This window comes from Nocardia sp. NPDC041819 (assembly GCF_055590505.1).
In genome coordinates this window covers 1-23,920 of record NZ_JBVJAP010000003.1, presented here as the reverse complement: position 1 = coordinate 23,920, position 23,920 = coordinate 1, and the positions used below count along the sequence as shown (strand labels likewise).

General features: G+C 69.0%; 26 protein-coding genes. 15 read left to right on the top strand and 11 right to left on the bottom strand.

Features of this window, described 5'->3' with window-relative positions; translation table 11 throughout:
* Positions 1 to 15: 15 nt before the first annotated feature.
* The 5 genes from sucD to purH all read left to right on the top strand — a co-directional run bounded on the left by sucD (position 16) and on the right by purH (position 6,310).
* Entirely contained in the window at positions 16 to 930 is a 915-nt protein-coding gene (gene sucD, locus ACZ6DL_RS12105; protein WP_357130856.1) for a succinate--CoA ligase subunit alpha, read from the top strand.
* 436 nt (positions 931 to 1,366) lie between these two features.
* Positions 1,367 to 2,443 carry a DUF5336 domain-containing protein gene (locus tag ACZ6DL_RS12100; protein ID WP_466050561.1) on the top strand — a complete coding sequence of 359 codons (1,077 nt, stop codon included), beginning with the start codon at positions 1,367 to 1,369 and terminating at the stop codon, positions 2,441 to 2,443.
* Between the two features lie 88 nt (positions 2,444 to 2,531).
* Positions 2,532 to 4,028 carry a cell division protein PerM gene (locus ACZ6DL_RS12095; RefSeq protein WP_466050559.1) on the top strand — a complete coding sequence of 499 codons (1,497 nt, stop codon included), beginning with the start codon at positions 2,532 to 2,534 and terminating at the stop codon, positions 4,026 to 4,028.
* 57 nt (positions 4,029 to 4,085) lie between these two features.
* Positions 4,086 to 4,742 (top strand): phosphoribosylglycinamide formyltransferase, encoded by a 657-nt coding sequence (gene purN, locus ACZ6DL_RS12090; RefSeq protein WP_393233993.1) that lies wholly within the window; start codon positions 4,086 to 4,088, stop codon positions 4,740 to 4,742.
* On the top strand, positions 4,739 to 6,310 hold the full coding sequence (gene purH, locus ACZ6DL_RS12085; protein WP_466050557.1) for a bifunctional phosphoribosylaminoimidazolecarboxamide formyltransferase/IMP cyclohydrolase: 1,572 nt from the start codon (positions 4,739 to 4,741) through the stop codon (positions 6,308 to 6,310). Before purN ends, purH begins: the two co-directional genes overlap by 4 nt.
* A 176-nt stretch (positions 6,311 to 6,486) precedes the next feature.
* On the opposite strand, the gene ACZ6DL_RS12080 is transcribed toward purH, so the two are convergent.
* Positions 6,487 to 6,948 carry a hypothetical protein gene (locus ACZ6DL_RS12080; RefSeq protein ID WP_466050555.1) on the bottom strand — a complete coding sequence of 154 codons (462 nt, stop codon included), beginning with the start codon at positions 6,946 to 6,948 and terminating at the stop codon, positions 6,487 to 6,489.
* A gap of 211 nt (positions 6,949 to 7,159) precedes the next feature.
* Between ACZ6DL_RS12080 and ACZ6DL_RS12075 the strand changes: the two genes are divergently transcribed.
* Positions 7,160 to 7,744: a LysM peptidoglycan-binding domain-containing protein gene (locus ACZ6DL_RS12075; protein ID WP_466050553.1), complete on the top strand. Its 585-nt coding sequence runs from the start codon at positions 7,160 to 7,162 to the stop codon at positions 7,742 to 7,744.
* Positions 7,745 to 7,832: 88 nt separating this feature from the next.
* Here ACZ6DL_RS12075 and rpsR read toward each other — a convergent pair whose 3' ends face one another.
* Genes rpsR through rpmB form a run of 4 tightly spaced genes read right to left on the bottom strand, consistent with a single transcriptional unit; the run spans position 7,833 to position 8,844 of the window.
* Positions 7,833 to 8,087, bottom strand: coding sequence for a 30S ribosomal protein S18 (gene rpsR, locus ACZ6DL_RS12070; protein ID WP_011211513.1), 255 nt, complete (start codon positions 8,085 to 8,087; stop codon positions 7,833 to 7,835).
* Positions 8,088 to 8,119: 32 nt separating this feature from the next.
* On the bottom strand, positions 8,120 to 8,425 hold the full coding sequence (gene rpsN, locus ACZ6DL_RS12065; RefSeq protein WP_040869875.1) for a 30S ribosomal protein S14: 306 nt from the start codon (positions 8,423 to 8,425) through the stop codon (positions 8,120 to 8,122).
* Position 8,426: 1 nt separating this feature from the next.
* Positions 8,427 to 8,597 (bottom strand): 50S ribosomal protein L33, encoded by a 171-nt coding sequence (gene rpmG / locus ACZ6DL_RS12060; protein WP_019049259.1) that lies wholly within the window; start codon positions 8,595 to 8,597, stop codon positions 8,427 to 8,429.
* 10 nt (positions 8,598 to 8,607) lie between these two features.
* The gene (gene rpmB, locus ACZ6DL_RS12055) at positions 8,608 to 8,844 is read right to left on the bottom strand and encodes a 50S ribosomal protein L28 (protein WP_063052922.1); all 237 of its coding nucleotides are present in this window, start codon (positions 8,842 to 8,844) and stop codon (positions 8,608 to 8,610) included.
* A 101-nt stretch (positions 8,845 to 8,945) separates the two neighbouring features.
* Between rpmB and mrf the strand changes: the two genes are divergently transcribed.
* The 3 genes from mrf to rpmF are packed head-to-tail and all read left to right on the top strand — an operon-like array spanning position 8,946 to position 10,718.
* Entirely contained in the window at positions 8,946 to 10,286 is a 1,341-nt protein-coding gene (mrf, locus tag ACZ6DL_RS12050; protein ID WP_466050550.1) for a ribosome hibernation factor-recruiting GTPase MRF, read from the top strand.
* Positions 10,283 to 10,543: a type B 50S ribosomal protein L31 gene (locus ACZ6DL_RS12045; RefSeq protein ID WP_040869871.1), complete on the top strand. Its 261-nt coding sequence runs from the start codon at positions 10,283 to 10,285 to the stop codon at positions 10,541 to 10,543. The genes mrf and ACZ6DL_RS12045 overlap by 4 nt, the downstream gene beginning before the upstream one ends.
* Before the next feature lies 1 nt (position 10,544).
* Positions 10,545 to 10,718, top strand: coding sequence for a 50S ribosomal protein L32 (gene rpmF / locus ACZ6DL_RS12040; RefSeq protein WP_040869869.1), 174 nt, complete (start codon positions 10,545 to 10,547; stop codon positions 10,716 to 10,718).
* Between the two features lie 478 nt (positions 10,719 to 11,196).
* On the opposite strand, the gene ACZ6DL_RS12035 is transcribed toward rpmF, so the two are convergent.
* The 6 genes from ACZ6DL_RS12035 to ACZ6DL_RS12010 all read right to left on the bottom strand — a co-directional run bounded on the left by ACZ6DL_RS12035 (position 11,197) and on the right by ACZ6DL_RS12010 (position 17,407).
* The gene (locus ACZ6DL_RS12035; RefSeq protein WP_466050547.1) at positions 11,197 to 12,246 is read right to left on the bottom strand and encodes a DUF1906 domain-containing protein; all 1,050 of its coding nucleotides are present in this window, start codon (positions 12,244 to 12,246) and stop codon (positions 11,197 to 11,199) included.
* Between the two features lie 158 nt (positions 12,247 to 12,404).
* On the bottom strand, positions 12,405 to 13,205 hold the full coding sequence (locus tag ACZ6DL_RS12030; protein WP_466050546.1) for an MHYT domain-containing protein: 801 nt from the start codon (positions 13,203 to 13,205) through the stop codon (positions 12,405 to 12,407).
* On the bottom strand, positions 13,198 to 13,755 hold the full coding sequence (locus tag ACZ6DL_RS12025; protein ID WP_040870011.1) for a GTP-binding protein: 558 nt from the start codon (positions 13,753 to 13,755) through the stop codon (positions 13,198 to 13,200). Before ACZ6DL_RS12025 ends, ACZ6DL_RS12030 begins: the two co-directional genes overlap by 8 nt.
* A gap of 100 nt (positions 13,756 to 13,855) precedes the next feature.
* On the bottom strand, positions 13,856 to 14,227 hold the full coding sequence (locus tag ACZ6DL_RS12020) for a DUF742 domain-containing protein (RefSeq protein WP_040782732.1): 372 nt from the start codon (positions 14,225 to 14,227) through the stop codon (positions 13,856 to 13,858).
* A 7-nt stretch (positions 14,228 to 14,234) separates the two neighbouring features.
* Positions 14,235 to 14,645 carry a roadblock/LC7 domain-containing protein gene (locus tag ACZ6DL_RS12015; RefSeq protein ID WP_039801134.1) on the bottom strand — a complete coding sequence of 137 codons (411 nt, stop codon included), beginning with the start codon at positions 14,643 to 14,645 and terminating at the stop codon, positions 14,235 to 14,237.
* Positions 14,642 to 17,407, bottom strand: a complete 2,766-nt coding sequence (locus ACZ6DL_RS12010) for a sensor histidine kinase (protein ID WP_466050543.1) — start codon at positions 17,405 to 17,407, stop codon at positions 14,642 to 14,644. Before ACZ6DL_RS12010 ends, ACZ6DL_RS12015 begins: the two co-directional genes overlap by 4 nt.
* Before the next feature lie 357 nt (positions 17,408 to 17,764).
* Between ACZ6DL_RS12010 and ACZ6DL_RS12005 the strand changes: the two genes are divergently transcribed.
* From ACZ6DL_RS12005 to ACZ6DL_RS11980, 6 genes are all read left to right on the top strand, one after another.
* Complete coding sequence (locus tag ACZ6DL_RS12005) at positions 17,765 to 18,451, top strand: response regulator transcription factor (protein ID WP_062977293.1); 687 nt, start codon at positions 17,765 to 17,767, stop codon at positions 18,449 to 18,451.
* A gap of 10 nt (positions 18,452 to 18,461) precedes the next feature.
* Positions 18,462 to 19,916 (top strand): sensor histidine kinase, encoded by a 1,455-nt coding sequence (locus ACZ6DL_RS12000; protein WP_466050541.1) that lies wholly within the window; start codon positions 18,462 to 18,464, stop codon positions 19,914 to 19,916.
* Between the two features lie 245 nt (positions 19,917 to 20,161).
* A complete protein-coding gene (locus tag ACZ6DL_RS11995) occupies positions 20,162 to 21,535 on the top strand; it encodes a S1C family serine protease (protein ID WP_466050539.1) in 1,374 nt (457 codons plus the stop codon).
* 101 nt (positions 21,536 to 21,636) lie between these two features.
* Positions 21,637 to 22,131, top strand: coding sequence for a MogA/MoaB family molybdenum cofactor biosynthesis protein (locus ACZ6DL_RS11990; RefSeq protein ID WP_181719529.1), 495 nt, complete (start codon positions 21,637 to 21,639; stop codon positions 22,129 to 22,131).
* Positions 22,132 to 22,824: 693 nt separating this feature from the next.
* Complete coding sequence (locus tag ACZ6DL_RS11985; protein WP_062975832.1) at positions 22,825 to 23,499, top strand: MspA family porin; 675 nt, start codon at positions 22,825 to 22,827, stop codon at positions 23,497 to 23,499.
* Positions 23,500 to 23,564: 65 nt separating this feature from the next.
* Positions 23,565 to 23,920: MspA family porin (locus tag ACZ6DL_RS11980; RefSeq protein ID WP_466050537.1), on the top strand; the 356-nt coding region annotated here is incomplete at its 3' end.

The following is a 23,920-nucleotide window of genomic DNA, read 5'->3' as shown; positions in this document are numbered from 1 at the left end:
GTAAGGACGAAAAGAATGTCTATCTTCCTGAACAAGGATTCCAAGGTCATCGTCCAGGGCATCACCGGCGGCGAGGGCACCAAGCACACCGCGCTGATGCTGAAGGCGGGCACCCAGATCGTCGGCGGTGTGAACGCGCGCAAGGCGGGCACCACCGTCGCGCACACCGACTCCGACGGCAACGCGGTCGAGCTGCCGGTGTTCGGCACCGTCGCCGAGGCCATCAAGGAGACCGGCGCCGACGTGTCCATCGCGTTCGTGCCGCCGAAGTTCGCCAAGGACGCCATCATCGAGGCCATCGACGCGGAGATCCCGCTGCTGGTGGTCATCACCGAGGGCATCCCGGTGCAGGACACCGCCTACGCGTGGGCCTACAACGTGGAGAAGGGCGCCAAGACCCGGATCATCGGCCCGAACTGCCCCGGCATCATCACCCCCGGTGAGTCGCTGGTCGGCATCACCCCGGCCAACATCACCGGCAAGGGCCCGATCGGCCTGGTCTCCAAGTCCGGCACCCTGACCTACCAGATGATGTACGAGCTGCGTGACTTCGGCTTCTCGACCTCCATCGGCATCGGCGGCGACCCGGTCATCGGCACCACCCACATCGACGCCATCGAGGCGTTCGAGAAGGACCCGGAGACCAAGCTGATCGTGATGATCGGCGAGATCGGCGGCGACGCCGAGGAGCGGGCCGCGGCCTACATCAAGGCCAACGTCACCAAGCCGGTCGTCGGCTACGTGGCGGGCTTCACCGCCCCCGAGGGCAAGACGATGGGCCACGCGGGCGCCATCGTATCCGGCTCGTCGGGCACCGCCCAGGCGAAGAAGGACGCGCTGGAGGCCGCGGGCGTGAAGGTCGGCAAGACGCCGTCCGAAACCGCCGCGCTGGCTCGCGAGATCCTGGAGAAGGCCAGCATCACCGCCTGATCTCCCCCGCGCACGAAGGCCGCCTCCGAATTCGGGGGGCGGCCTTCGTCATGTGTGGCGGCGGGCTCTGGCTGGGCAGTAGCCGAGCATCCGGACCCGCCACGCGCGGAACTGTTCGATGTGCCGGGGGTTCAGTCGTCCCCTTCTCTGTCACACGAGGCAGCCGGATGGATGGTTCATCGACCTGTCACCGGAAATTCCCCGCTATTGAGAACCCCCGTGGTGTGAAAAGCGCCATCGCGGGCAACAGTTTCAAGGAGCGGTAGGTGGTCTCGCTAGGTGCTTCGCGCCGGGCATGTGCCGCGACCTGCCGGGATACGGGCGGACTCGCCCATTCCGGCCGTCGCGGCAGGGTGACCGGGGCGAGACAGTGCAGTAGCGTCAGAAGTAATCCAGCCGTGAAGACCATGTACGACTCGATTGAGGAGACGACGACATGTCCTACCCGACCGGGGGCTCCGGGTACAACACACCCCAGCCCTCAGCGCCATCCAGTCAGAGCCCGGCGACGGGTGGTGCCACTTCAGGTTCGAGCGCTACCGGTTCCGATGCCAAAGGTCTGCCGTTCTTCCTGGTGGTCGGCGTAGCCGCGCTCGGCGTGATCAACTTCCTGCTCGGCTTCCTGCCGTTCCTCGGCAGCAAGCCCGTCGATATCGGCGGCCGCAGGGTCAGCGCACCGGAAACGGCCAACTTATTCGAGGTGGCGTCCGGCACGCCGCTGCTCGGCCTGCTGTTGCTCGGCGGTCTGCTCGCCGGGCTGTCGCTGCTGCCGAAGCAGAACTGGATCGGCGCGGCGGCGGCGGCTTCGACCGCGGGCTTCATCGCGCTGCTGTTCCAGTCGTTCAACTTCGGTGAGGGCAGCGAGCTGAAGGCGGGCGCGTACGTCCTGCTCGTGCTGGCCTTCGCGCAGGCGGCGGTGTCGATCGCCGCGGCGCTGTTCGACGCGGGCATCCTCAAGGCCCCCGCGCCGCGCCCGGCCACCGCGCCGAGCGGATTCGGCCAGGGCGGCTACGGCCAGCAGCAGCAGCCGTCGTACGGACAGGGTCAGCAGTCCTACGGCCAGGGCCAGCCCGGTTACGGAGCCAGCCCGTACGGTCAGGCGGGCTACGGCGCTCAGTCCGCGCCGCCGCAGTTCCCGTCCCAGGCGGGGCAGCCCTCGCCCTACGGGCAGCAGCAGAGTCAGCCGGGTTACGGTCAGGCGCAGCAGGGTCAGTCGTACGGCCAGCCGCAGTCGCCCTACGGGCAGAGCCAGCAGACCACGGCCTATGGCGCGTCCCAGCAGCCGGGTTCGCCGTACGGCGCGCAGCCGCGCCCGGACGAGAGCGTCACCCAGCACTTCGGCGGCCAGCAGCAGACCGGTCAGCAGGCGCCCTACGGTACGCCCGGCTACGGTCAGCAGCAGGCGCAGCCGAGCCAGCAGAACAAGCCGTTCGGCGGCGAGCAGAGTGGCGATCCGTCCTCGGATGCCACCCAGGCGTTCCGTCCCTCGTCGGACGACAACAACAACAAGTAGGAACTCAGCGGCGCCCCCGGCGCGGCGGTCAGGTGCCTGCGGCGCGCCTGACCCGCTCGCGCCGGGGAGGATGCCACGCTGAATTGCCATGAGCTCCTCCAGAAACTCCTCGACCCGCCGGATCGGCGGGTCGCGTGCGTCGCAGCCGCCCCCGGACGCGGACGAAGACGGGTTTCTGTCCCTCACCCCCGAGCGGTCCAGGGTGCTCATCGCGGTCGCGGGCCGCCCCTCGGCCTTCGGGCTGACCACCCTCGTCGTCCTCGTCTTCGTCACGCTGCTGGCCTCCGGCAGCGATCTGGACGGCACCTCCGGCGCGATCGCGGCCTCCTGGCTGGGCGTGCACCAGGTTCCGCTGGTGATCGGCAAGACCTCGCTCGGACTGCTTCCGCTGTTGCCGACCGCGCTGCTGGTCTGGCTGGCCGCACGGGAATGCGCCCGCGCCGTGGAACCGCAGTCCACCAGGGCGGATCTCGGATGGATCGTGGGCGCCGCGGTGGGCGGTCCATTGCTGGTCACCTCCGTCTGCCTCGCGGTCACCGAAGACGCTTCCGGTGTCATCGCACTGCAACCGCCGAACACCCTCGCCGCCTTCGCCTGGGTCGCGGCGCTGTATCTGCTCGCCGCCGCCATCGGTATCGCCGTCCGTCTGCGGCGACAGCTGTTCGCGCTGCTGCGCCTGCCCGATTGGGCGGTATCCGGTCTCTACGGCGCGGGGCGTTCGGTCCTGCGCCTGCTGGGCTGTGCGACGGCGGTCGTGGTGATCTCGTTCCTCGCGCACATTTCCCGGCTGGGCGAGATGTATCAGTCGGCGGGCAACTTCGGAGGCGTCCTCGGCCTGACGCTGCTCTCGCTGGCGTACGTGCCGAACCTGGCCATCCAGACCGTCGGTGTGCTGGTCGGTTCCAGCGCGCAGATCGGCGCCGCGTCCTTCGGGGTGTTCTCCGTCGTCGGCGGCCCCATCCCGGCCTTTCCACTGCTGGCCGCCGTGCCGACCGGTCCGGCGGCGGGATGGTGGCCGGTGTTGCTGGTGGTTCCCGCCGCGGTCGGCGTGCTCGGCGGGCTCGACCTCGCGCGCACCTCCACCGACCGGATCACCGCGCCGTGGGCCACGCTCACCTCCGCCGGGCTCGCCGCGCTCGCGCTCACGCTGGCCGGCGCGGTGGCGGGCGGCGAACTCGGCGCGGTCGGCCGGGTCGGGCTGGATCTGCCGGTATTCCCCTTGATCACGTTCGCCTGGCTGGCCGTTCCCGGCTACGCGGGCCTGGCGTTCGCGCGGTGGTTCCTCGTGCCGGTCGGCGTTCCACCGGGCGACTACACCGATCCGTACGACGACTACCTCGACGAGGACGACGCCGACTACGACGCGTATTACGAAGCGGACGACGGCGACTACTACGAGGACGACGACTACTACGCCGACTACGACCGGCCGGAGCTGGAAGCGCCGCTGGACGCCGAACTCGTCGACGATCCACCCGCGATCGAGTCCGGCGGCCGATATCACCACCACGCCACATCGGACATCGTCGACGCCGAAGTGGTCGAGGCGGACCTGCCGGACAGTGACCGGGTGGACGGTCGTTAGGCTCTAACCCGGCGGTGCCGCATCCATCCGCCATCCGATCGATCAGGGAGTAGAGCGCTGACGTCCCCGCATGCCTCGTGGAAGCCGGCAGCGACGCCGGCCACCGTCGTCGTGCTGGCGTCGGGCACCGGCTCACTGCTGCGTGCCCTGCTGGACGCCGCGGCCGCACCCGGCTACCCGGCGAAGGTCGTCGCGGTCGGCGTCGACCGGCTGTGCGCCGCCACCACCCACGCCGACGCCGTGGGCATACCGCATTTCCGGGTGGCGCTGAAGGACTTTCCGGACCGTGCCGCGTGGGATGTGGAGCTCACCGAGACCGTCGCCGCGCACCAGCCGGATCTGGTGGTATCGGCGGGTTTCATGAAGCTGCTCGGTCCCGCCTTCCTGGACCGGTTCGGCGGCCGGATCATCAATACCCATCCCGCCCTGCTGCCCGCCTTCCCCGGCGCGCACGGCGTGCGTGACGCGCTCGCCTACGGCGCGCGGGTCACCGGCTGCACCGTGCATCTGGTCGACGAGGGCGTGGACACCGGGCCGATTCTCGCGCAGGAGGCGGTGCCGGTGCTGCCGGGTGACGACGAGGCCGCCCTGCACGAGCGCATCAAGGTTGTCGAGCGACGGTTGCTGGCGGAGGTCGTCGCCGCCGTCGCGACGCGAGGCATTGTCTCCGACGGACGAAAGGCAGTTATCCCAGATGAGCGAGTTCTCCGGTGAGTGAACGCAAGCCGATCAGCAGGGCGCTGGTGAGCGTCTACGACAAGACGGGTCTCGTCGAGCTCGCGACCGGTCTGCACGCCGCGGGCATCGAGCTGGTCTCGACCGGTTCCACCGCGGGCAAGATCGCGGACGCGGGCATCCCGGTGACCAAGGTCGAGGACCTGACCGGGTTCCCGGAGACCCTGGACGGCCGGGTCAAGACCCTGCACCCGCGGGTGCACGCGGGCATCCTGGCGGACTCGCGCAAGCAGGAGCACGTCGACCAGCTCGTCGAGCTCGGCGTCGAGGCGTTCCAGCTGGTGGTGGTCAACCTCTACCCGTTCACCCAGACCGTGGCGAGCGGGGCGACCCCGGACGAGTGCGTGGAGCAGATCGATATCGGCGGGCCGTCCATGGTGCGCGCCGCGGCCAAGAACCACCCCTCGGTGGCGGTGGTCGTCGACAGCGGCGACTACGACGACGTGCTGGCCGCGGTGAAGTCCGGCGGTTTCACGCTGGCCGAGCGCACGGCTTTGGCGGCCAAGGCGTTCCAGCACACCGCGAGTTATGACGTGGCCGTCGCGAGCTGGATGACCAACGTGCTGGCCACGGGCGACGCGGCCGAAGACACGGCGATCCGGTTCCCCGAATGGCTCGGCGGCACCTGGGCGCGGTCGGCGGTGCTGCGCTACGGCGAGAACCCGCATCAGTCCGCCGCCCTGTACACCAACGGCGACGGCAGCCTCGGACTGGCGCAGGCGCGGCAGCTGCACGGCAAGGAGATGTCGTACAACAACTACGTCGACGCCGACGCGGCCTGGCGCGCCGCCCATGACCACGAGGCCCCGGCCGTCGCGATCATCAAGCACGCCAACCCGTGCGGCATCGCCCTCGGCGCCGACATCGCCGAGGCGCATCGCAAGGCGCACGCCTGCGACCCGGTCAGCGCGTTCGGCGGCGTGATCGCCACCAACCGTGAGGTCACCGTGGAGATGGCCGAGCAGGTCGCCGAGATCTTCACCGAGGTCATCGTCGCGCCGTCCTACGCAGACGGCGCGGTGGAAGTGTTGCAGCGCAAGAAGAACGTGCGCATCCTCGTCGCCGAGCCGCCGCGACGCGCGGGCGCCGAGCTGCGCCCGATCAGTGGCGGCGTCCTGCTGCAACAGCGCGACGTGCTGGACGCGCCGGGCGACGACCCGGCCAACTGGACCCTGGCCGCGGGCGAGCCCGCCGACGCCGAAACGCTCGCCGATCTGGCGTTCGCCTGGCGCGCTTGCCGGGCCGTGAAGTCCAACGCGATCCTGCTCGCGCACGAGGGTGCTTCGGTCGGTGTCGGGATGGGCCAGGTCAACCGCGTGGACGCGGTCGGCCTCGCGGTCCAGCGGGCCGGGGACCGCGCCAAGGGCTCGGTGGCGGCGTCCGACGCGTACTTCCCGTTCCCGGACGGTCCGCAGACCCTCATCCAGGCCGGTGTCCGCGCAATCGTGCAGCCCGGTGGTTCGGTGCGCGACCAGGAGACCATCGACCTCGCGCGCGAGGCCGGCGTCACCCTCTATCTCACCGGGGCCCGCCACTTCGCTCACTGAGGTCGGTAGTCCTGGAACGCCGCGTCGGATCGAAGGTCCGGCGCGGCGTTTCCGTTCCACCGGAGATGACGCGGCCGTGGAACATCGGCGCAAGCCGGTAGCTACCTGGCCTCCCGTGTGGGAAGACGGAGGCGAATCCGTGCGGCGCGGAATCCCCGGCCGTGCCGCACGTCGTCCTAGGCCGCGCTGAGCACGGTGCGGTTGCCGAGCGGTTCTTTCAACGGCACCTCCAGGGTGCCGAATACCGCGATCATCGTGCACATCCGGCCGACCGCCTCGGCGCGGCTGCCCGAGCGCAGTTCGACGGTGACCGTCGACGCGGTCTCGGTGACCGTGGCGTCCACGCCGTAGCACTCCGGCGATCCGGTTTCGAAGTTCACCGCTATCTTGTTGTCCGCCAAGCGAGTCCACGATCGGAAGGGGATCGGGTGCGCGCCGACGATGGCCGGATCGGCGGTGAACTCGTTGCCCTGGTTCCCGCGAGGATCCTCGATCGGAGTCTGCGGCGCGGCGCTCGACGTGGCGCTCGTGCTCTGCGATGCCCCCTCGTCGTCGGAGCCGCCGCAGCCCCCGGCGGCGAGGCAGGCGAGTACTACGGCGACAGCGGTGGCGGCGCGTCCGGCCTGGATCCGATCCATACCGCCACCCTAGTCCCGGCGTTGCGCCGCGTAGCGCACCGCGGGTGCGTTCGCACTGGGACGAACCCCACAGTGAACGTTCCGCGAACCCTGCGCGTAACAGCTCCGAAAACCGTTCGGGGGCAGTAAGTTCTGCGGGGATGCGCGCCGGGACGTGGTGGCGCGCGTCCATGTCGGATGCTCTACCAGCTTTTTCTGGAAAGGAAGTATCGTGGTCGACACGCTGCGCGTAGGCGAAGAACTCGGGCGGGGGCAATCGCTCCAGGGCGGGGCCTACACCCTCACTTTGCAGGACGACGGCAATCTAGTGCTGTCCGAGCCGGGCGGAAATGTGGTGTGGGCCACCCAAACTCATGATCAGGGCGTCGAGCGGGCCGTGCTGCAGGAGGACGGCAACTTCGTGCTCTACAAGAGCGACGGCGCCGCGTGGGCGACCGAGACCAACGGCCAGGCGGCCGATCGGCTCGTCGTACAGGCCGATCGCAACGTTGTGCTGTACGGCGCCGACGGCGGCGCGCTGTGGGCTTCCGGCACCCACACCGACACTCCGCTGCCCGCCCCGGAACCGGAGCAGGCGCCGGAGCCCGAACAGGTCGCGGCTCCGGCCGTCGAGGAGGTGCCGCCTCCGCCTCCGGCTCCCGAGCCGCGCACCTACACCGTCGAGCCGGGCGACACCCTGTGGGCGATCGCCGAGCGTTTCTACGGCGACGGAAACCGCTACCGGGAGATCGCGGACGCCAGCGGCATCCCGAACCCGGACGCGATCAACCCCGGCCAGGTGCTGACCATCCCGTGATCCCACCGGTCCGGTAACCGCGATGACAAAGACCCCCGGTGCGCACGCATCGGGGGTCTTTCCGCTTCGCTCGTCTCGCGCGGTCCGCTTACCGGCTGGTGAACGGCAGCAGGGCCATCTCACGGGCGTTCTTCACCGCGACAGCGACCTGGCGCTGCTGCTGCGGGGTGAGCCCGGTGACCCGGCGGCTTCGGATCTTGCCGCGATCGGAGATGAACGTACGCAGCAGGTTCACGTCTTTGTAGTCGACCGTCTCGATGCCGGCGGCGATGAGCGGGTTCTTCTTCGGACGGCGGGCCTGCTCGGCGCGGACCTTCTTCGACGGTGCTCGCTTGACTGCCATATGACGAGTTCCTTCTCGAGATCAGTGGTTGTCTACCAGCTCGATTTGTGCACACCGGGCAATTCGCCCCGGTGGGCCATCTCGCGCACACGCACACGGGAGAGTCCGAACTTCCGGAGATGACCGCGCGGTCGTCCGTCTGCGGCGTCCCGATTGCGCAATCGTACCGGACTGGCATCGCGCGGCTGTCTCCGCAGTTCTGCCTGGGCTGCCGCGCGTTCGGACTCCGGCGTATCCGGCTTCCGGATGAGATTCTTCAGCTCGGCGCGGCGTGCCGCGTAGCGCGCCACGATCGTCCTGCGCTGCTGATCGCGCGCGATCTTCGACTTCTTGGCCATCTCAGCGCTCCTCGCGGAAGTCGACGTGCTTGCGCACCACCGGGTCGTACTTGCGCAGTACCAGACGGTCCGGGTCGTTGCGGCGATTCTTGCGGGTCACGTAGGTGTACCCGGTGCCCGCCGTGGACTTCAGCTTGACGATCGGGCGGATGTCGGTCGATTTCGACGCCATGGGTCGCTCCTCAGATCTTGTCGCCGCGGGCCCGGAGCCGGGCCACCACGGCCTCGATCCCGTCCCGGTCGATGGTCTTGATGCCCTTGGCGGAGACGGTCAGCGTGATGCGCCGGCCTTCGCTGGGCAGGTAGTAGGTCTTGCGCTGGACGTTCGGGTTCCAGCGGCGGCTGGTCCGCTTGTGCGAGTGCGACACGGACTTACCGAAGCCGGGCTTGCGCCCGGTGACCTGGCAGTGGGCCGACATCCGGACTCCCTCCAGTAGATGACAATCATTTTCGACAACGGCTGTCCAGCAATGTACCGTTGCCTTACAGCAAATGAAAATCGTTACTGAAAGGAGTTCCGGTGGCGGCGGCAGATTCCCCACCCGAGTTCGACCGCAGAACGCCCGTGGTGGTGCTCGCCGGTTTCGCGGGACTCGCCGCGACGGGCGTCGATCGCGCGGCCGCGGTGCTTGGCATGGCTCCGGGCACCATCGTGGTCCGCCACGATCTGACGCAGCTGCGGGAAGGCATCGTGCACCGCACGGTGCGCACCGCGACGCGGGAGACCTCGGCGGTGCTCGAACTCGCGCACGGCTGCGTCTCGTGCACGCTGCGGATGGATCTGCTTCCGCTGTTGCGCACTCTCTCCCAGCGTGAATCGGTGGATCGCATCGTGCTGGCGCTGGACCCGGCGTTCGAGGCCGAAGCGGTGTGCCAGGCCATCGAGCATGTCGTGGTCGCCGGCGTGCACGGCCGCGTCGACGGGCCGGCCGGGCGCGACGTGCGGGTGGACGCGGTTGTCACCTGCTTGGACGTGGGCGCCTGGCTCGCCGACGCGACCGGGGACGAGACGCTCGCCGAACGGGGCCTCGCCGCCGCCGACGACGACCGCACGGTGGCGCAGGTCGCGGTCGGGCAGGTCGATTTCGCCGATGCCGTCATCGCCTTGGGCGCCGTCACACCCGAAGCGCCGCTCGCGGACATGGCGGTCGACCGCGGCAAGTTCGCCGCCGTCCTGGCCCGGTTGGTACCCGGCGCGCCGATCGCCTGGGTGGACGAGCCGGAGTCCATCACCCCCGCGCTGGCCGAAACGCTGCTCACGCGCGTCCCCGCCGATTCGCGCCGCGGCAGGATCTTCGACGCGCACGCGCCGCTGCTGCGTGGCCGACCGCCCTTGACCGGTGACTACGGCGTCGAACTCGTGGAGTTCGCCGCTGCGCGGCCCTTCCATCCCGCCCGCTTGCACCAGGCTCTCGACGTGTTGCTCGAGGGCGTGGTCACCGCCCGCGGGCGCGTCTGGCTGGCCACCCAGCCCGACGAGGTGGTGTGGCTCGAATCAGCCGGTGGCGGCCTGCGGGTGGGCGGTGCCGGGCGCTGGCTGGCCGCGCTGCCGGAAGAGGAACTGGCCGAAGCCGATCCGGAGCGCCGCGCGATGGCCGCCCTGCGCTGGGACGAGCGGTTCGGGGACCGGGACGTCTCGCTGTCGATCCTCGTGCACGACGCCGATCCGGCGGAGATCCGCGAAGCGCTGCACTGGGCGCTGGTGGAGGACGACGAACTGCGGCTGGTCGAGCGCGCGCCGGAGCGAGTCGCCCAGTGGCAGGACCCGTTCGGGGAATGGCACGCCGACCCGTGCGCGAGCGGCGACCAACCGGGACAACCCGTAGAGGACGCGAAAAGCCCGAGAGGAGAGGCGAAATGAAGAAAGGGATCCACCCGGACTACCACTTGGTGGTCTTCGAGGACGTGAACACCGGCAAGCGATTTCTCACCCGGTCCACGGCCACCGGCACGCGCACCGTGGAGTGGGCGGACGGCAACACCTATCCGCTGCTGACGGTGGACGTCACCGCCGACTCGCACCCGTTCTGGACCGGTGCGCACCGCGTGCTGGACACCCAGGGCCGGGTGGAGAAGTTCGAACGCAAATACGGCAAGCGCGCACGGAAGGAATCCTGAGATGGCGGTACCGAAGCGGAGGATGTCGCGGTCGAACACTCGCAGCCGCCGGTCGAATTGGAAGGCCGCGCCCGTGGATCTGGTGCCGGTGACCGTCGCGGGCGTCGTGCACAAGGTGCCGCGCCGGTTGGTCGCGGCCGTACGGCGCGGGTTGATCGACGTCGAGAAGCTCTGAGCGGTACGCGCCGGATACTGTCGTGCAGCCCTTCGCCGCCTAGCGCCTGGTGTCGACGGGCGATTGCTCGGCCGATGCCGACGCGGCTCCGGATGAACGGGATGCTGGTCAACCGTCCGGAAACGGCCACGTCGAGGCCTCCCGAGGAGAATTCTGCGCCCGCTCCCGGACGAATTGGCTAATATTTAGCAAACTATGTGTCCCGCATCACGTCGCACTATTGCGCGTGAAGCGATTGCGATCAGATAGCCAGGCGACGAATCCCGGACCAACGGTTGGTTTTCGGCAGGGGAAAAGTTCATCGAAAATGGTGCGCTGACAGTCCGATACCGGTACCCTCGTCGTCGAGGGCGGGTTCTCTTGGTTTCCAAGAGAACCCGTCCATCGCCAATTCCGGGGCTGTTCGCCGGTTTCCGCTCTCCCGAATCGCTCTCGCCCACCGGGCGGCGCGGCTCCGATCGTCGCGCCGGTGTGCGACTCAGTTTTTCGAGGTCAACGCCGCCGGTCCGGCGTCACCGCCCGGCGCGCGGCGAACGCCACCGTCGTGTCCAGGCAGCCCGGGCAGGTCCGGTAACAGGGCCTCCAAGCGCGCGAGCTGCTCACCGACCAGCGCCGCGGGGCCCTCGATCAGCGATAGTGGCCACGGCCAGTGCCGCCCGCTCCAGCGTTCCACCTGGTCGGTCAGTTCGGCGGTCGTCGCCTCCAGTTCGCTGATCTCGGTGCGCAATTCGCCGACTTGCGTTCGCAATGCGGCGGATTCGCGCTCCAATGCGGCGATTCGCGCCAATGCCGCGGCCAATCCGTCCACCAGCGTCCGATTCCGGCCGTCCGCGTCGGCGCCCAGTTGCGGCCAGCCCGACAAGCCGGGCCCGCGCAGCTGAATCTGGATGTCGCGCAGCACTTCCTCTTGCTCCGGCGTCACGTCCGGATCCTCCCGTCCCACGAAATCCCACTGGCCGAAATCGGTCGTCTCGGCCTCGTTCACGTCACAGCGCACGCCGCCGACCGTCACCTGGCGCAGCGTCTGATGAATCGCGCGTCTGGCCTCCACGTTCGTGCCGGACCACGCGTCGGTCTGCCATGCCCACGTCGCGTACCCCGCGTCCAGCGCGCGGCTGACCGCCCAGTACCCGCCGTAGATACCGACGTTCACACGGCCGAGCACGGTCGCCACACCGTCCAGATAGGCGTTGACGCGTAACTGATCCTGCTGCGAAGCGTCGAAATCCGCCGAGAAATAGATCGGCCGGTCCACCCGGCCGCCGCAACGCAGCACCTGGGCGAGGGCCGCGCGCGCGTCCACGATGCCCGCACCGTAGCCGTCCAGCATCCGCGCGGCCGTGGTCTCCCAATTCGAGACGATCGAGATGCCGTGCGTCCGCAGCTCGTTCGCCTCGGCCGGGGTGAGCAGCTTTCCGGGCAGGCTCGGGCCACCCTCGGACAGATACCGCACCACGAAGTCGTACCCCGCCGCCCGAATCGCCGCGCCCCCCGGACGTCCCGCGGCGTAGTCGAGACCGAAACGCATGGCCTCCACTGTAAGTGGGCCGGGCGGGTGAATCCGGGGCATCGCCGAATCCGCACCGCCCGCGGGGATCGGTCAGCGCGAAACGGTCGAACAGCCCCGTTCCGCGCCGTGAATCCGAACCGCGGGCCGTGTGATTCGCCGTTGCCGGCGACCGCGGGTCAGCGGACGGGTTGCAGCTTCGGCCGCCGCACCTTCGGCGGGCCGGCCAGCTCACGGCGATCCGGCGCGATCAGCACCGCGGAGATCGGCACGGTCAACGCCAGCAAGCCGATGACGAACATGGGGAACACGAAGTCGAACAGCTCGACGCCGCCGGGCACCTTCGCCGTCCGGTCCACGTCGAAATGCAGCGCCGCCAGCGCCGTGTAGTACGTGGCGGACACGCCGACGCCGAACAGCAGCACGGTCGCGGCGCGGGCCAGCGGGAAGCGCATCGTCTGGAACAGCCACAGCGTCGCGGTCGCGGTGATCACCCCGATCCCGGCGGAGACGGCGGCCAGCCAGGTCGTCACGCCGACCGATCCCTGGATCTCGAGTGAGCCGATGCCGAGGTAGTGCGTGACACCGATGCCGAGGCCGAGCACCAAGCCGCCGGGCAGCAGCAGCGTCAGCCGAGGCGTGCGCCCGATGATCAGCAGCGCCGCGAAGACGGCCGCGATGGACACCACCAGGGCGGCGATCAGCCTGCCCGGGTCGTACCGCATCGCGCTCCCGGGCACTTTGAGGCCGAGCATGGCCACCGAGGTGGCCAGCCACGCCCCGACGCCGCCGAGCGAGATCGCCGCCGAGACCAGCCACACGAGCCGGAACTGCACCGAGCGCGCCCCGTGCACGATGCAGGCGAGACCGACCACCGCACCGAGCACCGAGATGCCCAGCGAGAGCGCGATCATCCAGTAGCCGAGGGCGAACTGGTCGACTGACGCCCCGCCTGCGGCCAGCACCGCGACCTCACGCATGGCGGGCGGTCCCTTCCAGCTCGCTGGCTTTCAGCTGAGCGATCGCGTACTCGGTGACCGCGGCGAGCGCTTGACGCACCTCCATCGCGTTGCGCGCGTCGATGTCCACGATCGGCACGCCCTCGCGCACCGACAGCGCCTCGCGCAGCTCCGCGATGGGGAAGCGCGGCGCGTCCGGGAAGCGGTTGACCGCGATCAGGAACGGCAGCTTGCGTGCCTCGAAGAAGTCGACCGCGGCGAAGCTGTCCTCCAGCCGTCGGGTGTCGATCAGCACCACCGCACCGATCGCGCCACGGATCAGGTCGTCCCACATGAACCAGAACCGCCGCTGACCCGGCGTCCCGAACAGGTAGAGCACCAGGTTGCCCGGCAGGATGATCCGGCCGAAGTCCATGGCGACGGTGGTCGTCTCCTTCTCCGGCGTCTCGGCGAGATCGTCGATGCCGTCGGAATATCGGGTCACCATCGCCTCGGTGCGCAGCGGAACGATCTCCGACACCGCGCCGACGAAGGTGGTCTTGCCCGCGCCGAAGCCGCCCGCGACGACGATCTTCGTCGAAGCGACCCGATTCTCGAAGCTGTCCGGCCCGGGGGCGTTTCCCGGTCCGAGATTCGCATTTGGCCCGGGATGTCCACTGGGCCCCAGATTCCTATAGGGCGCGGAGTCCACGCAATGTCCTCTCCATCAGGGAACGGCGCTCGTCATAGCTCGCCTCTTCGGTCAGGGTCGAATGCACGCGCATGGTGCCATCGACGACGAGGTCGCCGATCACCACCCGGACCATGCCGAGCGGCCGGTCCAGATGTGCCGCGATCTCCGCGACCGACAGGCGGTGCGTGCCGAGCCGGAGTATCTCGGTGCGGATATCGCCGGTCGGCCAGTCGAGATGTGCAGTGTACGACAAGGTTTCGATGACCGCCTCCAATGGCAGGTCGATCGCGGGTTCGGTACGCCCCGAGGTCAGGGCGTAAGGCCGGACGCGCGTTGTCGGGCGTGGTCCGGGGCCGTATGGGTTGGACATCTCACGCTCAGACAGCGGTGCGCGCGGTCGCGGTGACCACCGAACCCACCCGATCGACGAGCAATGCCATCTCGTAGCCGATGCGGCCGATGTCATGCGACTTGTTCGCCAGCACGGCCAGATGCGAGCCGTTGCCGACGCTCATCACCAGCAGGTAGCCGCGCTGCATCTCCACGATCGACTGCATCACCTTGCCGCCGTCGAACAGCGAGGCCGCGCCCATGGAGAGGCTGGCGAGCCCGGCGGTGACGGCGGAGAGCTGTTCGGCGCGATCGCTGGGCAGATGCGGACTGGTGGCCTGCAACAAGCCGTCGGCCGATACCAGCACCGCATGGGACACGCCGGGCACATCGCGGGTGAAGCGGGCGACCAGCCAGTTCAGATTCTCGTCTGTGGTGCTGTTGTTCGCGTTGGTCATGCAAGCCCTCCGTCGTTGTACTGCGCATTGGCCCGCCCGCTGCGGACCCCACTGAGATGCCTGGTCAGGTTGTTGCGAATTTCTTCCGGATCACGCGGGCCCGCGTCCTCCACCGGCGCCAGGCCGCCCGGCACCAGCTGGGCGCCCGGCCTGCGGATCGGCAGTCCGCCGACGGTGCGCGCGGTGGTGGTCGGATGACTCGCATCCTCGGCGGCCAGCCAGCCCGCGTCACCAGGCGAGGACCACGAGCTTTCCGGCGATTGCGAAGTCGAGGGCTCGACCAGCCATTCCGAGACCATGCGCTGATAGATCGGGGTCGGGGACGCTCCGGCGACCGGCTGTAGCCGGGAGGAGGTCACCGTCGCGGGTTCCGGTGCCACCTCCTGCGGCGGGTCGACGGGTGCGGCAGGCTTCCGGATCGGAAGACCGGATCGCGCGGTGGTCTGCGGCGCGGGCGCTTGGCTCGGCACGGTCGGCGTGGGGCCGGTCGCCGGCTCGTCGTCCTTCACCTCGGCCCACAGATCGGTGCGCGCCGGCTTCTGCTCCCGTTCGACGGCGTGTTCACCGGTGGTGGGCGTCACCGGGGCGAACGGACCGGTCGGGGTGCGGTCGTCCGCGCGCGGCGTGAGCACCGGCCACGGCTGGGTCGGCGGCTGATCCGCCGGGTTGACCGCCCGGCCGACCGGCGTGGAGACCGTGGGCTGGTCGGGGGCGTCGGCCACGCGGATGGCCGGACGACGCTGCGGCAAGCCGGAACTCGTCACGCCGAAACGCGCGGTGTCGCGCTGCGGCAGGCTCGGCACCGGAACCAGGTTGCGCGGGTGCGCACCGGTGGGCTGCGTGACGTGCGGGGGCAGGTGATGCTCGGCGGTCAGGTCGAGCGGCTTGCCCGCCGGGTCGGTGACGTCCATCGGCGGCGCGACCAGCGCGCCGGGCAGGTGCACGCTGGCGGTGATGCCCGGCTGCTGCGCCATCGTGGACGTGCGCCGCAGGCTGACCGTGATGGTGTGGCGCTTGGCCAGCCGTCCGACGACGAACAGACCCATGCGGCGCGCGGTCTCGACCGTCACCTCACCACCGGAGGCGAGCCGGTCGTTGGTCGTCTGCAGGTCCTCCAGCGACATGCCGAGGCCGCGGTCGGTGATCTCGATCAGGTAGCCGCCGTCCACCGCGCGCGAAACCATCACCGTGACCGGCGTGGTCGGCGGCGAGTAGCGCAGCGCGTTGTCGATCAACTCGGCGAGCAGGTGCTCGATGTCGACGGCGGGCTCGCCCGCCACGATGCCGTCGGGCACCGCGCCGATCTCGACGCGCTGGTAGTCCTCGACCTGGGAGACCGCGCTCCACAGCATGTCCGACAGCGGCACCGGGTGCAGCTGGCCGCGGCGCAGCGCGGTACCGGCGAGCACCAGCAGGTTGTCGCCGTTGCGGCGCATGCGGGTGGCCAGGTGGTCGAGGCGGAAGAGGCTCTGCAGCCGGTCGGTGTCGTCCTCGTCGTGCTCGAGGTCCTCGATCAGCGCCAGCTGCTGCTCGACCAGCGATTGGCTGCGGCGGGACAGGGTTTCGAACATGTTCCCGATCTGCAGGCGCAAGCGGGCCTGGTCGGCGGCGAGGTTGAGCGCCTGTTCGTGGATCTCGTCCACGGCGCGGGCCAGCTGGCCGATCTCGTCGGTGGTGTGCACCGCGACCGGGGTGATCTCGGGAGTGGTGCCGCCCGCGCGCACCACGGCCAGCTCGTCGGGCAGCTTGATGTGCGCCACCTCGAGCGCGTCCCGCCGCAGGCGGCGGACCGGGACGACCAGGGTGCGCGCCACCGAGAGGGCCAGCGCCAGGCCCGCGAGCAGCATGCCGATGACGATCGTCGTCTCGCGCAGCGCACCGGCCTGCGCTTCGATGGTGCGGGCGGCCAGCGCGGCGTCGATGGTGTCGATCAGCTGCGCGGTGGTCTTCTCGTAGGTGTCCGAGCTGACCAGCAGCGAGTCGATGACGGCCGGGTTGGACGCCGGATCGGCGACGTTCTGGCTGAACGTGCCCAGACGGGTCTGCACCGCGTCCAGCAGCGGGCGCATATTGCCCGCGTAGTCCGGCAGGATCTGCGCGTACTGGTAGATCATCGTGATCTCGGCGCCCGCCGCGACCAGCACGCGCGGCCGCACGCTCGGGTTGCGGCCCGCGTCCGGCGAGCCGATCAGCATGCGCTGCTGGGTGAGCACCCGCCGGGCGGTCTGCACCGACGCCAGCTGGAGGAAGTACCGCTGGATGACCAGGTCGTCCACCGACGGCGACAGCGCGAGCGCGTTGCCGATGCGGACCATGATCTCGTCGGACTGCTCGCCGACCATGGCGGGCGAACCGTTGCGCAGGCTGTTGCGCATCGTGGTGCCGGTGGCGATTGCCGAGGCGAGTTCGGAGGTGACCCGGCCGCTGACCTTCGTGGTCTGCAAGGCGCCTTCCAGCTCGGCCAAGGCCTGGTCGAACTTCGTCAGCGCCGCGTCGGTCTGCGGGTCCGCGGTATTGCCCCAGGTAGCGGTCGCGGTGACGCCGAGTTGCTCGGTGGCCGAACCGAATTTGACGATCGGGCGGATGATGATCGCCTGTTCGGTCGCCGCGTCCAACTGCGCCATGGTACGCAGTTCGTTGTTGATTCGGAGCACGGCGAAGACGGTGGCCAGCAGCACCGGAAGCACCAGCACCACGCCAACCTTGCGGGTGACCGACCAGTTCGACAGGCTGAATTGCCAGGACCGCGGTGCAGCTTCCATCCGCTTCCGTCGCCTCCGCTTCACCAGTGACCTCGGGCGCGCGTGGCTGTTCGGTATTGATTCAACCCGCAAAGAACCAACTAGAGGTCTTCTTTTTTACCGCACGGAACATACCGTGCAGAGGGGTCATCGGCAATCCGGGGGAGTCGGTCTTCAATTTACCGAATATGGCTATAGAGAACGTGTTTCGCGGTGGAATGCGTAAGGGACGCGTCAACTTCTCGGCGGGGCCCTGGAAGAGCCTGGTCACCCGGGGTTGACGTGGGCGACGCGCCGGGGGTTCTGGCGGGTGTTCGCCACGGCGTGTCGAGAGCGCGCTCTCAGTTACCTCTCAGTCGGTGCGGTCAAACTGGGGGCATGCGCATTCTAGTGGTCGACGACGATCGGGCGGTCCGGGAATCGCTGCGCCGGTCGCTGACGTTCAACGGCTACTCCGTCGATCTCGCGGTGGATGGCGTGGACGCGCTGGAGAAGGCAACCGTCCAGCGACCCGACGCGCTCGTCCTGGACGTCATGATGCCCCGGCTCGACGGGCTCGAGGTCTGCCGCCGTCTTCGCAGTACGGGCGATGATTTGCCGATTCTGGTTCTCACCGCGCGAGATTCGGTATCGGAGCGGGTCGCAGGGCTGGATGCCGGGGCGGACGACTATTTGCCGAAGCCTTTCGCACTGGAAGAGCTGCTGGCCAGGCTGCGCGCGCTGCTGCGGCGGACGACAGCGGGTCCGGGTGAGGCATCGGAGGAAATGAAGTTCGCTGATCTGTCGCTGGATCCGGTGACCCGCGAGGTGTCCCGAGGCGCCCGGCCGATCAGTCTCACCCGCACCGAGTTCTCACTGCTGGAAATGCTGATGGCGAACCCGCGCCGGGTGCTGACCCGTAGCCGCATTCTCGAGGAAGTCTGGGGCTATGATTTCCCAACCTCGGGAAACGCGCTCGAGGTCTACATCGGTTATCTGCGCCGCAAAACCGAGGCCGAAGGCGAGCCGCGGCTGATTCACACGGTGCGCGGCGTGGGCTATGTGCTGCGTGAAACGCCACCGTAGGTCGCGGGATATGGCACGCAACACACCCAGACGTCCCGCCGTCGCCGCACTCGGCCAGCGGCCGCCCGAGCCCGCGGACATGCGGCCACCCATGCCGCTGACTCGGTCGGTCTCGCTGCGCTGGCGGGTGACGCTGCTGGCCGCCTCCGTCGTGGCGATCGCGGTGGCGGTCACCTCGATCGCGGCCTACGCGCTGGTGGCGCGCGCGTTGTACGCCGACGTCGACGCCCAGCTGCGCAGCCGTTCCACGGCCGTGATCGCCAGCAATCCGTACGGCTTCAACAACCTGAATCTGATGGTCGCCGCGGCCTTCTACGACGACACCGGCATCGCGCTGATCTATCCCGACCTCCGGCGCTGGCTTCCCCCGCAATCCACCGATCCGCCGGTCGGGAACCAGGAGCTGGCCGTGGCGCGCGGCGAGCGGAGTTCGTCGTTGCGCACCGACGGCAACCAGCGCGTGCTGGCGGTCTACACCAACTCGGGTGCGACGCTGGTCATCTCCCAGCGGCTGGACCGAACCAGGGAGGTGCTCGACCGGCTCGCCTGGCTGCTGTTCGTGGTCGGCGGCTGCGGCGTCGTGCTGGCCGCCGCGGCGGGCACGGCGGTCGGGCGGACGGGTCTGCGGCCCATCGCGCGGCTGACGGCGGCCACCGAGCGAGTCGCCCGCACCGACGACCTGACTCCGATCCCGGTCACCGGTGACGACGAACTGGCAAGGCTCACAGAAAGTTTCAACACCATGCTGCGCGCGCTGACCGAGTCGCGCGATCGGCAGCGCAGGCTGGTCGCCGACGCCGGACACGAGCTGCGTACGCCGCTGACGTCGCTGCGGACCAACATGGAGTTGCTCATCGCTTCGAGCCGCCCCGGCGCTCCCCGCATCCCGGACGAGGACATGGCCGGACTGCGCGCCGACGTGATGGCCCAGATCGAGGAGTTGTCCACCCTGGTGGGCGATCTGGTGGATCTCGCGCGCGAGGACGCGCCGGAAACCGTCTACGAGCGCGTGGATCTGGGCGAGGTGGTGGAACGCGCACTCGAACGCGCCCGCCGCCGACGCACCGGAATCGAGTTCGTCGCCGATCTGCGCCCGTGGTTCGTCTACGGGCACGAGGCGGGCTTGGAGCGCGCGGTGCTGAACGTGCTGGACAACGCGGCCAAGTGGAGCCCGGCCGGCGCGCAGGTCCGCATCCTCATGCGGGAGAGCGGCCCGGGCCTGCTCGAGCTGTCCATCGATGACGCCGGTCCCGGTATTCCGGCGGCGGAGCGCGAGCTGGTGTTCGAGCGTTTCTATCGCGTCATGTCGTCGCGATCGATGCCGGGTTCCGGGCTCGGTCTGGCGATCGTCAAGCAGGTGGTGACAAAACACGGCGGCACCATCGCGATCGATACCTCGCAACGCGGCGGCGCCGTTGTCCGCATCGTGTTGCCCGGCGAGCCGGGCGCGCCGGTGTCCGATTGACGCAATACCGGGCGACGGAAGTCCATTTCCGACAGAATGTCGAGTGCTGTGCGGAATATTCATCGTCGGCCGGGTATTTCGAACATTGCTCCGATTGGTTTGCCGCAGGATTTGAGACATGAAGTAGTCAGTGGTTCTATCGCAGTACCGACTGCACAGCTCTCGGAAAACTGAAAGCACGGTCTCAGTCCGCTCTCAGTCGCCGTGGCCACCCTGGTCGGGACGCGAGGAGAAACGAGGAGTCCATGACCGAGGATTCGAAGGATCGCCGGGAGCCGGGTCCGCAGGCCGCGGGCCCGTCCGGGCCGGGGGACGCGCATGCCGCCGGTTACGGTCCGCAGGAAGCGCCGCATCCCACCGCGCAGTACCCGCCGCAGCAACATCCGGCCGCGCCGTTCCCGGGATATCCGGCGTCCTTCGGTCCGCCGAATGACCCCACTCGACCGCACGGCCCGGCCTATGGCGCCCCGCCCGCCCCGCCGCGGCGTCCGTTCCGCGCGGGCCTGGCCGTCGGCGCCGTCGCGCTCGCGCTGGTCAGCGGAGGAGTCGGCGGTGCGGTCGGCGCGTTGGTCACACACGGCGACGATGGTCGAGCCCCGGCCACCAACGCCCTGGACGCTCCCAGGCCGAACGTGAGCAATGCCGTCAACGCTCCGGCCGGCTCCACCCAGGCGGTCGCTCAGAAGGTGCTGCCCAGCGTGGTGATGATCAAGGTGGCCAGCAGTAAGGCCGAGGGTGAGGGCTCGGGGGTCGTCCTGTCGTCCGACGGCCTGATCCTGACCAACAATCACGTGGCCGCGGGCGGTGGACCGAGCGCCAAGATGGAAGTGGTGTTCTCCGACGGCAGCAGCGCGCCCGCGACGCTGGTCGGCGCCGATCCGGTCTCCGACCTGGCCGTCATCAAGGCGTCCGGGAAGAGCGGCCTGACCCCCATCGAGCTTGGTACCTCGGCGAATCTGCAGGTCGGCCAGCCAGTCGTCGCGATCGGCTCGCCGCTGGGGCTGGCGGGCACGGTCACCACCGGCATCGTGTCGTCGCTGAACCGGCCCGTGGTGACCAGCGGCGACGGTAGCGACCCCGCCGCGGCGGTCAGCCCCGTGATCGACGCGATCCAGACGGATGCCGCGATCAACCCGGGCAACTCGGGCGGCGCGCTGGTGGACGGCGGCGGCAAGCTCATCGGCATCAACACGGCCATCGCGACGCTCGGGCCCACCGAGACGGCGGGCGGCCAGACCGGGTCGATCGGACTCGGCTTCGCGATCCCCGTCGATCAGGCACGCCGCGTCGCCGACGAACTGATCAAGACCGGCAAGGCTACCTACGCCCAGGTCGGCATCACGGTGTCGCGCCAGCAGGACCCTGCCCAACAGGTTTCCGGCGCGCAGGTTCGCGACGTCACGCCGGACGGTCCCGCGGCACGCGCGGGCATTCCGCCGGGGGCTGTGGTGACGAAGCTCGACGACCGCCCGATCGATTCCGGGAACGCGCTCGTCGCCGCGGTTCGCTCGCATCAGCCAGGAGACAAGGTGAAGGTCACTTACACCGACGCACAAGGCAACAACCCCAAGACCGTCGAGGTGACCCTCTCCGGCGCGCCCGCGGACGGCGGCCGGTGATGCGCTTGGTGCCCGGCGGGCGGGGCCCGGAGATCGATGTGGACGCCGACGTTCTCGGCGCGGCCGCCGAGTTGCTGGACGCAGGCGCTACGGTGAGCACCATGGAAATCGATGCTCCTGTGGCGGGGCGTGCTCTGGTGGTGGTCGTCGACGATCGAACGGCGCATGGAGGTATTGACTCGCTCGGTCCGCTGGTCACCGAGCTGCTCACCGAGGCGGGTTTCCTCGTGGACGCGTCAGTGTCGGTGCAGGCCGACGAGGTGGAAATCCGCAACGCACTCAATACCGCGGTGATCGGCGGCGTCGATCTGGTGATCTCCGTCGGCGGCACGGGCATGTCCCCGCGCGACGTGACGCCGGAGGCCACCTCGCAGGTGCTCGACCGCGAGTTGCCGGGAATCAGCGAAGCCCTGCGGTCCTCCGGTCGGGTGGCCGGTTCGCTGGACGCCGGGCTTTCCCGTGGTGTGGCAGGCGTGTCCGGAAGCACCCTGGTGGTCAACCTGCCCGGCACCCGTTCCGCCATCCGGGACGGCATGGCGACGCTCGGCCCGCTCGCGAGCCGGGTGATCGGTGAGCTGTCCGGATTGGTCGAGTAATCACCGCCCCCACACCCCCTGAGACCCCTCGCCCGGCGGCGCGCCGGGCGAGGGATGCCGCGCGCTTGGCGAAGATCTTCGGCGACACTCTGCCCGAGACCACCGCGGACGAGCGCGACGAGCGCGACGACGTCCGGTCCGCCGACGACTGGCTGCGCGCCCAGATCCCCCCGCATCACGGCTGACCGTTATCTACGTAGTAGCTACGTAATCAATCCCCCTTGGTCTGTAACCGGCCAGTGATCATTTCTGCGCGGAAGTAATACCGGCGCGATCATTACGGCCCTGTCCCGTATCCGGACACTGGCGCTCCTGTGCCGCGATCTGCTCCACTCATCCCGCCCCGGCTGTAGCGATCCGGTATTTATGCACGTCAAGCCATATTCAAATGTGCGCAAGTGTGATGCAGGTCACCTTGAACTTTACGAAACGTTACGTTGCGAGCGCCGTTATAAAACGTTTAATCTCCCCATCGAGCCACTCGCAATCGGGCCCCGCTGGCGCGGGTACCGGCACGCATGGAGCCGTTCGGCGGAACCCTGGCTCGGTTCCGTTACCAGCAAGTCCGTTGCGCCGAAATAACAACCGGTTACACACCGGCAACAAAGGAGCGACACACTGAGCTGGGCCTGAGAGGACCACTGTCCAGCCTCGATGGTCGAGGTTGACTGTTTGAACCTGATGAGGGGAAGTATGAGCGAGAACCGCACCAAAGGTCTGCGCCGCGGTGCCCGCGTCGCGGGCGTGGGCGCTGCCGCGGCTGTTGCCCTGGGCCTGCTTTCGACCGGTGCCGCCGATGCCGATACCTTCGTGCCGTTGCCGGACGGCCAGAAGGTGGGGCCGGGCGTGACGATCACCCGGAACGGAGAGCGGGCCTTGATTTCGCCGTCGCTGGCTGCCAACGGCGCCGGTCGCGTGGTCTGGGTATCGGGCAACGCGGTCGCCGACGTCACCGTGACGCCGGAGGGTGAGATCGGCCCCAACAACGGTCCGACCGGAAACCCCGGAACCAACAACTCCTCGACGCACGGTGCGTCGCAGCTGAGCACCGGTTACATCGTCGGCTGCCAGGTCAGCATCGCCGACGACGCCATCTCCGCGGGCGTGTCGGGCAGTGTGAACCTCAGCGGCGCGAGCGCGGGCGGTTCGATCGGTGTCAACCTCGGACCCGGTGAGGTCAAGTTCGTTCAGATCGATTACAAGGACATCCTCAAGCCCGGGGTGTACTCCGTCGAGTACCAGGATGCCGAGATCCAGATCCAGGGCTGCGCGGGTTACGCGCAGGCGCGTTCGTACACGGTCGTCGAGATCATCGGCGATCACTACTCGAAGACCACCCTCTACGGGATGCCGTTCAGCATCGGCTGACGTCTGTCGACTCCAACGAACCATCCTCCCGCTGAAGCGGACTCAACCCTCGAGGGATACCAACCATGATCAACCGTAAGAACCTGGCGCGGATGGCCGGCGTCGGCGCCGCTGCCACCATCGCCATGGGCCTGTTCTCCACGGGTGCGGCGAACGCCGACACCTTCGTCCCGCTGCCGGGCGGGGAGTTGACCAAGACGCTGTCGGACGGCACCGTCGTGACCATTCGCCTGGTCGGCGAGTCGGCGAACATCAGCCCGTCCATGGGCGCGACGCCGCTGCACCGCAACGCGTGGGTCTCCGGTAGCGCGCAGGTCGAGCTCTCCGGCTCGGCAGGCGGCAAGATCTTCCCGGGCTACACCGTCGGTTGCCAGGTCAACATCGCTGGTGGCGGTGCCACCGGTGGTGTGGACGGCAATGT